Below are 14,001 nucleotides of genomic sequence, written 5' to 3' on the forward strand. Positions count from 1 at the left end.
TCAGTCGAAGCGCTGGGGGTGATACGGGGCAAGATCCGTGTTTGGCGGCTGCCCCGTGATCAATCCGGCGATCAGTCGGCCCGTTTTTGGCCCGCCCGTCAACCCGATGTGGTGATGCCCGAAGGCAGTATAGACCCGGCTCGTCCCAATCTGCCCAATCAGGGGCAGCGAGTCGCTGGGGGCGGGTCGGTGCCCCAGCCATTCGATCTCATCTTCGGCGGTGAGGCCGGGAAAAGCGGCTTTGGCTTGGCGGCGCAGCAGGGCGAGCGGTGCTTTAGACGCGCCTGCCTCGAGCCCGCCGAATTCAACGATCCCGGCGCAGCGCAGCCCGTCGGCCATCGGCGTGGCGACGAATTTGCCCGCCGCCATCATGGTGGGGCGCGACGGGCCGCCTTGTGCATCTTTGAACACGATATGATAGCCGCGTTCGGATTCCAGCGGCACGTTGATCCCCAGCTTGCGCATCAGCGGTTTCGACCAGACGCCGGTGGCCAACAGCACGTCGTCGCAGGGCAACGGGCCTTGGTCCGTCAGGACCGAAGTGACCTCTTCATCAAGGAGCGTAATGTCCTGAACCTCGGCGCGTTTGATCGTGCCGCCCATCCCCTCGAACGCTTTGGCCAGAGCGCGGACATAGCCGCCGGGGTCGGCGATGAAACCGTGGTCGGCCAGCTGGGCAACGCAGGTAATCTGCGGGCCATAGGCGGGGTCGAATTCCTGCACCGCGCCACCTTCGATGATCTCGGGCACGAAACCGGCGTCTTTGCGCAGCGCCCATGTATAGGCTTCGGCATCAAAGGCCGCCCGGCTTGTATAGGCAAAGCAATAGTCGCTGTCGTGAACCCAATCTTCCAACCCCAGATCGGCACAAAGGGCTTTGTGCTGAGCCACACTGTCGCTGACGATAGGCGCCAACCCGCGAGAGATGCGGCGGGTGTCGGTGTCATTCGCGTTGCTCATGTAGCGGCGCAGCCACGGCAGCAGACGTGGCACATAGGGCCAGCGCAGGAACAACGGAAATTCCGGATCGCGCAACATGCCCGGCGCTTTGCGCAGCAGGCCCGGCCCGGTGACAGGGGCCACCCCGCATGCTGCCAGCACACCGCCATTACCATGGGACGTGCCGCGGCCCGGCTCGGACCGGTCAACCAACGTTACCTTCGCCCCGGCGCGACGCAGCCAGATCGCGGCAGAGACGCCGACGATCCCGGCGCCGATGACAACGACATGCTGGCTCATGAGGTGAGGCTTTCGATTTTACGTCGCATGATGGCTTGGTTCCTTTCGGGCATCTTTGCATAAAAAATCACCACGTCAATAAAATGTTGATAAAATGTCATCGTTGTCGTTTCTCTTGTCCTGCGTGATCATCAGAGGCACCTTGCGCCTAAATGGAGGGCAGATGGTGAAAGATACAGACGCGCGGCTGGGGATACTCATGCTCGACACGCGGTTCCCCCGCATTCTGGGCGATGTCGGCAATGCGGGCAGTTGGCCCTTTCCGGTGCGCTATGCAGTTGTGCCCGGCGCCACGCCCGAAGCGATTGTCTGCGATGATATCGAACCCTTCGTGGTAGCCTTCATCGCGGCGGGGCGGGCGCTGGTTGCGGAAGGCTGCACCGGCATCGCTACCACGTGCGGGTTCTTAGCATTGATCCGGCCCCGACTGGCCAAAGCGCTTGGCGTTCCGGTTGCCGCGTCAGCGCTTGAGCAGGCGGGGCAGATCGCGGCCTGTCTGCCGCCTGGGCAAAAGGTGGGGATTTTGACGATCTCAGCGGGCACGCTTTCGCCCGCCCATCTGCGCGCGGCTGGTGTTCCTGACGGCAGCCCGGTGGCCGGGCTGGAGGGCAGCAGTTTTGCACAGACGATCCTTGGAAATGCTCCTGAACTGGACGTCGCACAGGCGCGGGCAGACATGGTTCAGGCCGCAAACCAACTGGTCGCCACCAATCCGGATGTTGGCGCGATCCTGTTGGAATGCACTAATATGGTGCCCTATGCGCCCGATATCGCGGCGGCCACGGGGCGGCCCGTGCATTCGATCCACAGCTATCTTAATTGGTTTCACGCAGGGTTGCAGCCGCCCCGTTTCGCCTAGACCGGATCGCGCAGCCAGCCGTCGACAAAGCGCAGTTGGCTCACCCCCGCGAGCGGTAAGAGCCGCTGTAACTCAGCCTCAAACGCCGCCTGCCGCCCCTTGCCCCAACCTGTGCCACGCTCGGGCCAAAGCGCGGTGATGCGCAACTCATCCACATCGCGATGCGCCTTCATATCGACGCGGCCCACCATCCGGTCGCCCTGTAGCAGGGGAAAGACATAATAGCCGTATTTGCGTTGCGCTTCGGGCACGAAAACCTCAATCCGGTAGTCAAAACCGAAAAGCCGCGCGGCGCGTTTGCGGTCGCGCAAGGCCGGGTCGAAGGGGCTGAGGACGCGAAGACGCTTGGGAGGCTCGCGGGTGAGGGCAGGATCATTTGCCCAGCCGGGCCGGACAAAGGCGGGCCGCAGGCTGCTGTCGGCGGCCTCAATGTTGATTTCTTCCAGCCGTCCTGCGGTCTGTTCGACAGCACACCAGCCCCGCGCCTCGGCGGGAGAAATATGCGCCCAAAAGGCCTCCAATTCGCCCGCGGTGGCAAAGCCCAATCGCGTTAGTGCTTGATCGCAACACCAGTCAATCGTCTGAGTGGTATCCGGCGCATTGGCGGGGTCGTGCAACGCCGCTGGCACCACCCGTTCGGTCAGATCATAGCGTTTGCGAAAGTTCTCGCGCCCGGCCACCGCCAACGCGCCGCTGCGCCAGAGATACTCCAGCGCGGTTTTTGACGGATGCCATTCCCACCAGCCCCCGCTGCTGCGCGGCTCGTCCCGGCCCACGTCTGAGGAAGTGACGGTGCCTTCCGCGCGGACCTGCGCCAGCACGCTTTGCATCTGCGCTTCGAAATCATGGCGCTGCCAATCCTTCCAGCGGTTCAAAAGCTTGGCCGCATCGCGGGTCCGTCGCAGGTGCCACTGCGGATAGAATTGCATCGGGATGACGGCGGCATCATGGGTCCAATGCTCAAACAGCGCGCGGTCTTTTTCGTAAAGCCGCTTGAGCGCCGCCGGGCGATAGCGAGGGCGGCGGGCAAAGAGGATCAGGTCATGCGCCCGCGCCACGGTGTTGATACTGTCGAGCTGTACGAACCCCAGATCATGGATCACCTTGAGCAGCGCCGCGCCTTTGGCCGGACCCTGCGGCGGATCAGACAGCAGGTGTCGCGCCAGAAACAACCGCCGCGCGGCGCCATTGCCGAGCGTCGGGCGGCTCACCTAGGACGGCGGCGGCGCAGCGTATCGCCCAGCGATAGGGTCGGGGTGAGGGTAACCTGGGACGGCACTTCAGGGTCCGGGTCAGGGATCGTCTGGTTCAGGATGATCCGCGCCGCGGCTTGGCCGATTTCGTTCCGGCAAGCGTCCATCGTGGCCAATTGACGCGGCAGACCTTGCAGCAATTCGACATTGTTAAACCCGGCGAGGCCGATCTGCCCAGGGATGTCGATGCCCTGATCGATCAGGTGCAGCAACCCGCCCGCGCCGATCATGTCATTGGAGTAATAAAGGAAATCGAGGTCTGGGGAGCGCTCAAGCATCTCTTGCGTCATCTCGCGCCCTTTGGCTAAGGCGGAACCGCCCGAATAAAAGGCGCGGTCTTCAATCTCGACCCCCGCTTTCGCCAGCCCTTCGGTGAAGCCTTCGAACCGTTTGCGCGCGCGGTGGTCGAGCGGCATTTTCGTGCCCATGAAACCGATCCGCTCATAGCCTTCGCGCAGGATCGCCTGCGCCATCTCCCGCCCCGCGCGGCGGTGCGAAATACCCACCATCGCGTCGATGGGTTTGCCATCGGTGTCCATAATCTCAACCACCGGAATGCCCGCATTGCGCAGCATGGCGCGGGTGGCCTCGGAATGCTCAAGCCCCGCGATGATTACGCCCGAAGGCCGCCACGACAGCATCTCATAGAGCACCCGCTCTTCCTTCTCGGGGAGGTAGTCTGTGACCCCCACAACCGGCTGCAGCGGTGTATCTTCAAGCACCTGATTGATGCCGTTCAGCACTTCGGGGAACACCATATTGCCCAGCGAAGGGATTACCACCGCCACGAGGTTCACCCGCTGGCTGGCCAGCGATCCGGCGATCTGGTTGGGCACATAGCCAAGCGCCTTAGCCGCGGCGAGCACGCGGTTGCGGGTGGCCTCTGACACGTCACCGCGCTTGCGCAGCACACGGCTGACCGTCATCTCGGAAACGCCACAAGCATCGGAAACATCGCGCAGGGTCAACGGGCGTTTTGGGGGTGTGGTCAATTTGGTGTTCCTGTTTGCCTTTTCTATAGTTAGCGCGAAGCAGGATACGCGATCAAGCGCTGCCGGCGCCGTGCTGCGACGCCGTGCCAAACGGTTGCCATTCTGCCGATGACATCATCCTCAGCTTGGGATAAACCGCCCCTGTCGGCCCCGTGGCTCAACTGGATAGAGCAGCCCCCTCCTAAGGGGCAGGTTGCAGGTTCGAATCCTGCCGGGGTCGCCACATTCTAAAAATCAATTAAAACAGTAGACTTGAGAGCTGGTGGGAACCGGATTGTGGTGTTAGGGACACCACAAAGGGACACTACCGGAGCCTTGCCATGAAATACATCGAACAACCAAAGGGGCCGGGAACTGCCTATCGCTTCAGAATGAAGACTCCTCTGACTTTGCGGGGCACGTCAAATCCGTGGGCAGAAGGCAAGCCTTTTGGAACGTGGATCATCAGGCCTATGGCAGGTGAAAGACATCTGCCCAGCGCCAAGAGACTACGGGACATCTACTTGGCTGAGGTCAGGAAGCTGGAGGTCGAATATCGGGCACGGCAAAAGTTCAGTCTGGAGAAGGCAGAGCTGTGGGCGGACGCGCTGCGGGCTGACCGTGACGCCACCTTCGTGCGCGACCTTATCTACGACGAAGCTGAGAGAGCACCCGAGAGCGACCGCAGGGCGTTTCTCAAGGTGGCTACGGCGACAACGCTACCGTTGTCTAAGGCAAAAGAGCAGTATCTTGAGGCAAGGGCACCGGGCAATTCCTACGGGAACAAACCTCTTGGCAAAACGTCGGCGAACGAGGTGGTAACGGCAGTGAACTACCTCTGCGCCTTTATGGGCACGACATCGGATGCTCTGTTCCTCGATGAAATCACCCCCGATCTGGTCTCGGACTTCCAGCACGAATTCCTCCCCGCGCAGACGTCCAGGAAGACGGGCAGGCCACTCACGCCAGCTACCACAGAGAAGCTGATCACCATGCTTAGGGGCCTCTGGCGCTGGGCGCTGGCCAGACGAAAAGTGAAGCTAGACATTAATCCGTTTAATCGGCCCGATGACGATGTGCCGAGAGTAAGGAAGCAGAATGAGCCAAAGCGGGACCAGTTCAAACCAGAGGAGACCCGAAGGTTGCTTGCTGCGGCGTCGCAGGGCGACCGCATGGGTGATCTCTTTCGGTTGGGTCTGGTGACCGGTGCGCGGGTGACGGAGATCGCTAAAGTGACCGTTTCGGAAACCAAAGAAGATGGCTCGGTATTCCTCATCGCAGGTGGGAAGTCCGAGAATGCGAAGCGCGTGGTCCCCGTGCCCAAGGTCGCACAACCAATGGTTCAGCGCCTTCGTGCCGCTGCCTTGGAGGGAAACCACGACCGGCTATTTCACGCATTTCCTCTCAATGCGGCGACGGGCACAGCCAAATCGGCTTCCAAGGCATTCACAGGGTTGCGGCGAAAGGTGCTCGGCAGGGAGTCTGATGAGCGTCTCGCGTTCCATTCACTCCGCCATACGTGGAAGACGATCTCACGCAGGGCCGGGCTATCTATTGACGATGCTCACGACCTTGGCGGATGGGCCGGGGTCAATAGAACGTCAAACCCATACGATCACGGGTTGAATGAAGGTGAACTTGCTCTTGCGCAAGAAAAGGTAGCAGCACTTCTGAATCATGAGGGCCACCTTGAAGGCTTTTAATAAAGTATAGCGTAGTGAGCTTCGGCAAGATAGCTTACGGTTGTACATATATCAGCAACCCTGCTTTCATAGAATATCGAATTATCAAGAAGCCAATTTAATGAACCGAGAATTGTTGCACGCACGAATTGTAGGTTGGGGCTTTGCATTGGCGTTCGCAGGTGCAGTAGTCTGGATGCTCGGCCAAATTCTACCGAACCAATTTTCTCTATCTAAAGAATATTTCTTGATATTATTTTTTGTCTCAACCGTAATTGTGACTGGTCAAGGCTTGGTGCACCATCTCGCACCCAGAGAGGTTGAAATCCCTGAACCGAAAGTCGTTAGGTTTATTCCTCCCGAGCACTTTCCTAACGGCGGTTTCGTAGTGAAACCCTCCAAATGGCTCAGCCAAAATCTAAGTTATGCGATAGTTTTGGAGCAGGAAGACGGCTACGAGCAACTGCTCGGTGTCGCGAAATACGTGATGATGCAAAATAATGGCCTTATTCAGCTCATTACACTTGCAAGAGCCTCCGGAGGGGCCGAAATATGGAAACGTCTAGACGATGGCGAAACCGACCAGTTGTCAAAAGTTAGAGTGAAGATAGGGATGCCAGCAGATGTCGACGAATAAGCAGGCGAAGGTCGCGAAGGTAGTCAGCAGATACAAGGTTGTTTTGAACGTCGGCGAGCAGGACGGCGTAGATATTGGGAGTGAGTATATACTTTACAGGGTCGGTGAAGATATTCTGGACCCAGACACTGGTGAATCTCTCGGTGCGTATGAGCAAATAATCGGGCGAGGAGTTATTACTCACGTCCAAGACCGCATTAGCACACTCGAGTCTTCGGAAATTAAAGATTCAGGCAGAAAGATTGTGCGAAAGTTTCCGAAAAATCCCAGTTCCCTATGGGGGGCTATCGGGGGGGGCATCGAAGGGCCTTCTGAAGAGGTGATCGAAGAACCCGAGAAGGCCTTAATTCCGTTTAGCAACGCGGAAATTGGAGACTTCGCAAAGGAAGTATGAGGTTTCGGGGTTCTGTTTCTTGCAGCGAAGAGTTCGAAGCTCCTTACTTAGGGCAGTGCACTTTCAACTAAGGTAGCGCATTTTTTGTTCAGTACCCTCTCCGGTACCGCGCTACACTATTTATAAAATGATGCGCGAGATAGTACCTTTCTCAGCTTCACAGCAAGCCGCCGTTGAATAGTTACCCACGGTCTAGAGCCGACAATTCCTTTCCATGGTGCACCATGGTCCATTAAGCGCTCTAAAAACCTTGTCTAACAGTTGTGGTCACGCCAAAATCGCTTCCACCGAAGTGCCCAGCCTTCTCTTACCATCGCGCAATTGATGTCGCCCACGACCGGCGAATTGCACCAAGCAGCTGTTCGGTTGCCTCCAGCAGAACCGTCCGAACGGCAACGAACTGTCGGCCCGGTGACCAATATGTGCCCATGACGGCCCACCCCTCTAGCATCCCCAAGAAATGCCACCAGTGCATCTCGAGCATCTACACCGTCTGCCTGGGGGCACGGGTGGCCAGACCGACACGAGCCGTCGATTTCTCGAGCTGCGATGCCCGACAGCCGGACCCTTGGACCTTCCGCGCACCAAATAGGGCCATCACCATCCCAAACATGGGTTGGCGTGCAGACGAAAGCCTGACCTTCAGGAATAATTGGCACATCGGCAGACGCGTCCGCTGGCTGAAGCGATAAGGCGACCAATCCGAGAGTAATCACCCTAAGTCCAATGCATTTCATAGCTGAAGTCCTAAGTTATTTGGCCTGCAAAAGCGAAGAATAGGTAGTCTTGGTTCAATGCTATCGGAGCAGTGCAACTGTCCGCGTAATTGCAATTTAATTCAACGGGAAAATCTGTCAGCCCATAATAGGCACTACCGCACCAGCGCACCCCCCCCTACCTAGGGGGCCTTTCCAGACCAAAGAAACCGTGCTGTTGTCTTCTGCTACCAAGTGATGTCGATAACCCTTCCGTCACTATGGTGGCATACACCCACTCCGCCCAGCGAGGTGAGCCCGGAGCTGTCGGCGTAGTTCATCTGACAGCGCATAGTTGAACCGCGATTGCCCAATAGCACGGCTACGAAATTCCCGCTGGTAGTCGAGGAAATCACCGTGGCAGTGTTCCCGCCTCCAAACACAGTGCCCACACCGGTGGTCGCTCCGGCGTTTACAGCCTGCCCCGCAAAACTCTCTCCGTCGATGTTAGTTCGGTACGTATCACGATCAATACCTTGTTCATAATGGATTTGGACTGGTGTGCCCTCTCCACGTACTACGCCTTGCATAGTGCCCCCGCACCCTGCCAATAAAAAACTAAGTGCTGCGACTAATGCTAAATGGAATTTCATGGTGGCCTCCTCTACGGCGTGAAAATCTCTCACAAAGATAGGTCTCAACCTTAGGTGGGCAATATTACGCAGTTGTTCACATGGGCATAGGCTGGCGAACACGTCAGGGTAAGGCGTTTAACCTGTTCAAGAGGGTTGACTTATCCCTGTGAACACCCCATTCATTTGAACACAACTCAAGTGAACAGGTAAGCACCATGTCCAAGACGATCTTCTATGCCCGCGTTTCCACCAGTGAACAGACCAGCGACCACCAAGAAAATCAGGCGCGGTTGGCAGGGTTTGATATTGACGAAGTTGTTGCCGATCATGGCACCTCAGGCGTCACCACCAATTTGGCGGACAGACCCAACGGCAAGCGGTTGTTTGATATGCTGCGCGAAGGTGACGTTCTGGTGGTCCGTTGGGTTGATCGTTTGGGGCGCAATTATCAGGACGTTACGGACACCATCAGGGAGTTCATGCGGCGGGGCGTGATCATTAAGACGGTGATCAATCGCATGACCTTCGACGGTTCGACCACAGACCCCACTCAGCAGGCCGTCAGGGATGCTCTCATCGCCTTCATGGCCGCAACTGCACAGGCCCAAGCGGAAGCCACTAAAGAGGCCCAGAAGGCAGGCATAGCGTTCCACAAAGAAGCATCCCCTGAGAAGTTCAAGGGACGCAAGCCCACCTTCGACAGGGCAGCGTATGACCAAGTTATGGCCTTACATCAGGCAGGACAGGGTCAGTCCGCCATCGCCAAAGCAACTGGTCTACAGCGCAACGCAGTCATTCGGATTACAGGCGACCCTTTGAAGGTGGACGCGACGTTGACCCGATGGGGGATGTAAGGCGAGCAATAAACCCGCAACCTATCGATTAGCCCGCATCCTTGCCCAAATGAGGCGTCTGAGGATTAACCCACCCCCAATCGATTGACCCACCCCCTAGCCATAGGAAGCGTTAGCATTCGACACGAATAGCTCTGTCAACCGCGCTTCCAGTCGCCACATCTCATCTATCATGTTCAGTCCAAAAGCTGCCCCCGCCTTGACCATCGCGTCAGGTGCGGGCGTCTTTGTTCCGCGCGCACCTTCGAGATAGGGCGACCAGTTCTTTTCACGAGACAAGGTCAACAGCCTAGACGCTTCAGCGGGGTTTCCCGTTTGGCATCTCCCAGTAACATCATTCATAGATCGTAAGGACCACCCACATGACGACCACCAAGAAACCGGCTGGCTCGCCCAGCGCGGCCCCATTGTGCTGCCCGCAGTGCAACGAAGAATTTCACCCCAAGAGGAAAGACAAGAAGTACTGTTCACCTAAATGCGCCAAGGCGGCGACACGCAATGCATCGCGGGGTGGCAGATCATTAGAGCAGAAGGTGACGAATGAAATCCACTACTGCCGCGCCCGTGACCTCGCCGACATGCTTTACACCGCCCCCGTCACTGCACGACTTGGCATCATGAAAGCGATGCTGGACGCAGCAACAGAGCACGACAGCGGGTTGCGCCGAATATTGACAGACCCAACCTTCCTCAAGGCCTCCCCAGAGACACCCCATTTGTTTCACCGGCGCGCACCGGGTACCTACAAGACCATCAGCCAAGCAGCGAACGCCTACACCCAGAAGTTCCACGGCATTTCTATCCAAACCTACCTCAAGGATACCCGTTCGGGGACACTGAAAGAATATCACGAGGTCAGCCGAAAAGTGGATTTCGGTGCGGTGCCGATGCTGACAAAGATCAGAAAGCCAAAATGCTGGCATCGGCCTCTGTCTGACGACAAGAACGCGGAAGCATCTGCGCAACTTGCCTCCGACATGGAACGAGTGCAGCGCGCTGTGGATGATGCGCAGGTTCGTGCAGAAGGTCTTCTTGAAGCTGCGTGAAGTGGCCCCGAACGTCCCTCCGTATATCTAATAGAGAACACCTTAATGGGGCCTTAGGGTTTTACTCCGTCTTGGCTGTGCCAAGATCAAGATCATCTTTCAACGCCGCACCTTCATGAGGACTTGATCATCAGTCCTGCTTCGCAGGGTTCAACATCAGGCAACTTGAATGGGAAACTCTAAATTCGGCTTCGCCTTGGGAGACCCATGAAGGAGATATTCACCATCGGGCAGCCTCTAACACCAGCTTCAGGTTGACCGATAGGTTGGCACCTCCGTCTTGGGTCTACCCAAGCATAGCCCCCCCCCCGATCAACGGCTTTCGCACTTCGCTGACGGTACCGAAAAAGGGGGGGGCACTCCACATCCCCAGAAAAATATAGGAAGCTCCCGATGCATTCATGGCGACCAACCGAACATCGATTCACGATCGCCGACGCGCATTCCGCGAAGTGCACTTCGTTATATTCGAGCAGACTCGAGGGGCTGCCCGGCCCCTAGATGATAGCAAGCACGTTTAGATGAGAACCAAGAATACTCACAGGGCCCACAACGACTACCATGGGGCATCATCGGAACATCAGTGACTGAAGGGGGTTGAGGCCGTTCATTTGATGGCAGTCCCAATTATTGAAATAATTCCAGCCACATGCCTGTATCTGTCCGTCAAGCCTATGAGGCTGATAAAAAATGTTTCAGTATAGCTCTTGGAGAATCAAAGAGTGCTAGAAAATGAATAGCTATGTCGAGACTTATAATAACGTCATTAGAGACGCAAAGAATTTACCCCCTGAGATAGTAGAAAATATCACTGTGCCGGAAGCGATTTACGCACCCCCAGAATATCTTGCTTCGCCTATCCGTGTCTTGTTCGCTGGAGCGGAGGCTTATGGAGGTGGGCAGTCCCTTTCCGACGCCGAAATCAACAAGACGGCAAATGATCGTCTTAATTGGAAGGAATGCTTCTTCCAAAAGCGCGTGGTTGGTAAAAAGTACAGTACACCATTTTGGAGGCAGTTCGACTGGATTGCAGAGGGCCTAGGACTAATTGGTCGAGAAGCAATAGCTTATTCAAATGTCTGTCGAGTACAGCGTATTGAAGAGGTTAACGGCAGCTATTCGCTTAGCGCAGGAAAACCCCTCTACGCTGACAATTTTGGAACAACACGTTTAGAAGTAGGGCGTTGGCAGAGTCCTTTGGTCGAATTGGAGTGGGTGACATTGAAGCCTGACGTCGTCGTTGTGTCTGCTATCGATGGGCATCAATGGCTTAGCAAGACATTTCCAGACCTCGTACGGCGCGACGTTTCGATCGGAAACTTTCGGGTGCAAATTTGGGATAATTTGCCAGTCCCTACTATCGGCATTAGACATCCGGGCAAGGGCAGATGGCAAGCATCCGATGAAATCCAGCCTAAGGTTATCCAGTTGATAGAAAGACTAATCGAAACTTCTTAATCTGGACAACCGCAGAACTGGAGCCTTCAGTACCAGACACTTCAGGCTTGAAGGGGCCATTGGCTGGTGTAAATGCCGCCGTGATCTATTAAAAACTCCCTGAAGGCATTCCCTACACAATCTTTTCCATAGCTTCAAATCCACAAGGTCGGAAGGGTAGGTTCAGAAGGTATGACTAAACCATAACAGCTGAGGCGCTACGAGTCTTCTATAGCCGCTCTACTCCACTTCATCTAAGATATGCCACCAATCAGGAACGTTTGGCCATTCTATCAGTGATTCTTTATAATTTAACATCGCTGGTCCGAATTTACTGCACCTGTATGCACCGTAGCCGTAGGATTTTTTAACCATTTGAATGTTCGCTTCTTGAATTAACACTTTCTCTTCATAGGCATTCTGTTTCAATGCAAAGTTCGTGCCGCCGGAATGCTCAACACTTGGATACATAACACCGTCAACTTCCAATCCGGAAGATATCGCTCTAAAAATAGTTTGGGTTATTCGATACTGATCTGCGTTGCCCTTACGGTTGATCTGGTCAAAAAAGAACGCGTCAACTAGCTGAACCGCCAAGCGAACATTTGGCTTCAGACGCTTTAAAATATCCGAACAACCTTTCTCGATTATCGGCGATTGAAGGATAGTTCGACCTCTACGCCTTATGCTATCGTAGTCTCCAATGCTTACGAGCGAAAGCTTCCTGCCTTGTATGAGATTGTAGCGGAAAAGGTGAAAGGTATCACCCTTGGCTAAGCGGCTTTCCGCAAAGCAGGTTTCCGGGCTTGATCCACAATAGAACACACTCTCGCACGCCGCGTTGGCTCGACCTGTAGCGGCCTTTTCAGGCGGCGGCGCTGCCGCGTCTGAGAATTTGACAAATGACTGCTCCCTGTCGCTTGGGCGCACTCGCCAAGTGTCGAAACCGGCTTCCGATAGAGTCATGGGGAGGACGAAATATACATCTAGCAGTTGATCCACTACACGATCAGCTTTTTCTTGAGTGATTTCGTTGACCTGCAAAGAGCAGAAATCTCTTATGTTGTCTGACACGTAATCGAGGGCACTATCGTTAAATGAGTTTAAATATTCCACTGCCTTGTCGGAGTTTTCAAGTTTCATTTCTGGGATATTGTCAGCCAAGCGATGCTCCAAAATGTAAGAATTGCGACTTCAAGTTTGGCCCTCTTGTACAAGACAAAAGTAAAGCCTGCACTATTGCATCCTTTTGTTGCTCTGCAAAAGCTCTGCCGGAGTCGGGTTCGTTCGCTTTTATGACAGTGGCCATTCACTGTGTAGCAGACCTAAAAAAGTTCGGGTTTGAAGCAGACTTTGGCTAGTGCACACACCTTGCCGATCTATCCTAAAAATGGTTTATCCATCACCTCAACAGCCTTTTCCATCGCCTCATACGCCACCTTCAGCTTGGCATCGTTGCCGCCATAGACCCGATCACCAAGGCCCCGACATTGTGGCTCATAATCCTGCTCTCGACACGCTCAGAGGTGCTAGCCAACACCAGCCAATCTTTAATGTTATGACCCAGGGACGTTACCACATGGCGTTGGTTGTTGGTCACGGTGCGTAGGTTCTCATCAAGGCCGCAGAGGCCGCGGTAGGGCCATTCTCGCGAGCGTACTTCGGGGGCACCATGAGGCCTCCTTCGGACAGTACTGACGCCTCCTTTGCGACAGCTAGAGCGTCGCCTGTGAGGAGAGCCAATATGCCCAACCACGACGATATAGGGTTCATCAAAGGTGCCTGCGAATTGGACAAGAAGCTGGCACCGAACTTATAAATACTATCAGCGCAAAGCTTCACGTATAGAGCTTTCCGAGGGTCTCGTGCGCGCTGGTGGAGCCACCTTTCTAAGTGGTGTAAAGTTCACCACTGCACAAGTACACCACCGCATAAAAGAAATTTATCATTAGAATCAGATATATATAATGCTTTTAACCGCCTGCGCTTCCCCTCCTGCCGGGGTCACCAAAAACCTTAGGGCAGAGCGTGGTTGCGAACGCATGCCCGAGGATTTTAGGAGTTCGGTACGTCTTGAGGACGAGGTCCGAGAAAGAGTGCATCGATCTATTGAATGGCGCTCTTGGGGCCAATCTTCTCCGCCCATTGTAAATCCAAGATGGTAGAGGTTTTCGCGCTTGCAGCGAATGATCGCAACTTGGGCTGCAATCGCAGTATTGCAATGTTGTGCTGAAAGTCCGCTTTGGGCCGGGGGCGTTTCGGCAGGCTGCCGATACTATTGATGGGAGCTATAAAGTGA

The 14,001-nt window shown here is 55.5% G+C and carries 11 protein-coding genes and 1 tRNA gene; 8 read left to right on the forward strand and 4 right to left on the reverse strand.

All coding sequences use genetic code 11. The features are described 5' to 3' along the window. The gene (locus DSM14862_RS01300) at nucleotides 1-1,239 is read right to left on the reverse strand and encodes an NAD(P)/FAD-dependent oxidoreductase (protein WP_007118593.1); all 1,239 of its coding nucleotides are present in this window, start codon (nucleotides 1,237-1,239) and stop codon (nucleotides 1-3) included. Nucleotides 1,240-1,402: 163 nt separating this feature from the next. Here DSM14862_RS01300 and DSM14862_RS01305 point away from each other — a divergent pair, with 163 nt between their 5' ends. Continuing rightward, complete coding sequence (locus DSM14862_RS01305; protein WP_007118595.1) at nucleotides 1,403-2,098, forward strand: aspartate/glutamate racemase family protein; 696 nt, start codon at nucleotides 1,403-1,405, stop codon at nucleotides 2,096-2,098. On the opposite strand, the gene DSM14862_RS01310 is transcribed toward DSM14862_RS01305, so the two are convergent. Both DSM14862_RS01310 and DSM14862_RS01315 read right to left on the reverse strand, forming a co-directional pair. Continuing rightward, complete coding sequence (locus tag DSM14862_RS01310; protein WP_007118596.1) at nucleotides 2,095-3,309, reverse strand: winged helix-turn-helix domain-containing protein; 1,215 nt, start codon at nucleotides 3,307-3,309, stop codon at nucleotides 2,095-2,097. The two genes, DSM14862_RS01305 and DSM14862_RS01310, sit on opposite strands and share 4 nt — an antisense overlap. After that, on the reverse strand, nucleotides 3,306-4,343 hold the full coding sequence (locus DSM14862_RS01315) for a LacI family DNA-binding transcriptional regulator (protein ID WP_007118597.1): 1,038 nt from the start codon (nucleotides 4,341-4,343) through the stop codon (nucleotides 3,306-3,308). The genes DSM14862_RS01310 and DSM14862_RS01315 overlap by 4 nt, the downstream gene beginning before the upstream one ends. A gap of 146 nt (nucleotides 4,344-4,489) precedes the next feature. On the opposite strand from DSM14862_RS01315, the gene DSM14862_RS01320 reads away from it, so the two are divergent. From DSM14862_RS01320 to DSM14862_RS01350, 7 genes are all read left to right on the forward strand, one after another. Further along, nucleotides 4,490-4,566 (forward strand) — tRNA-Arg (locus DSM14862_RS01320). Between the two features lie 97 nt (nucleotides 4,567-4,663). Next, nucleotides 4,664-6,025 carry a tyrosine-type recombinase/integrase gene (locus tag DSM14862_RS01325; protein ID WP_007118598.1) on the forward strand — a complete coding sequence of 454 codons (1,362 nt, stop codon included), beginning with the start codon at nucleotides 4,664-4,666 and terminating at the stop codon, nucleotides 6,023-6,025. A gap of 100 nt (nucleotides 6,026-6,125) precedes the next feature. Continuing rightward, nucleotides 6,126-6,641 (forward strand): hypothetical protein, encoded by a 516-nt coding sequence (locus tag DSM14862_RS01330; RefSeq protein ID WP_007118599.1) that lies wholly within the window; start codon nucleotides 6,126-6,128, stop codon nucleotides 6,639-6,641. Then, nucleotides 6,628-7,035, forward strand: a complete 408-nt coding sequence (locus tag DSM14862_RS01335) for a hypothetical protein (RefSeq protein WP_007118600.1) — start codon at nucleotides 6,628-6,630, stop codon at nucleotides 7,033-7,035. The genes DSM14862_RS01330 and DSM14862_RS01335 overlap by 14 nt, the downstream gene beginning before the upstream one ends. Nucleotides 7,036-8,580: 1,545 nt before the next feature. Next, nucleotides 8,581-9,219 (forward strand): recombinase family protein, encoded by a 639-nt coding sequence (locus DSM14862_RS01340; protein WP_007118602.1) that lies wholly within the window; start codon nucleotides 8,581-8,583, stop codon nucleotides 9,217-9,219. 362 nt (nucleotides 9,220-9,581) lie between these two features. Then, nucleotides 9,582-10,265, forward strand: a complete 684-nt coding sequence (locus DSM14862_RS01345) for a recombination protein NinG (RefSeq protein WP_040700426.1) — start codon at nucleotides 9,582-9,584, stop codon at nucleotides 10,263-10,265. Nucleotides 10,266-10,997: 732 nt separating this feature from the next. Continuing rightward, entirely contained in the window at nucleotides 10,998-11,723 is a 726-nt protein-coding gene (locus DSM14862_RS01350) for a hypothetical protein (RefSeq protein WP_007118605.1), read from the forward strand. 219 nt (nucleotides 11,724-11,942) lie between these two features. Here DSM14862_RS01350 and DSM14862_RS01355 read toward each other — a convergent pair whose 3' ends face one another. After that, the gene (locus DSM14862_RS01355; protein ID WP_131541663.1) at nucleotides 11,943-12,866 is read right to left on the reverse strand and encodes an RES family NAD+ phosphorylase; all 924 of its coding nucleotides are present in this window, start codon (nucleotides 12,864-12,866) and stop codon (nucleotides 11,943-11,945) included. Nucleotides 12,867-14,001: the final 1,135 nt, after the last annotated feature.

This window comes from Sulfitobacter indolifex (genome assembly GCF_022788655.1).
Classification (GTDB): Bacteria; Pseudomonadota; Alphaproteobacteria; order Rhodobacterales; family Rhodobacteraceae; genus Sulfitobacter; species Sulfitobacter indolifex.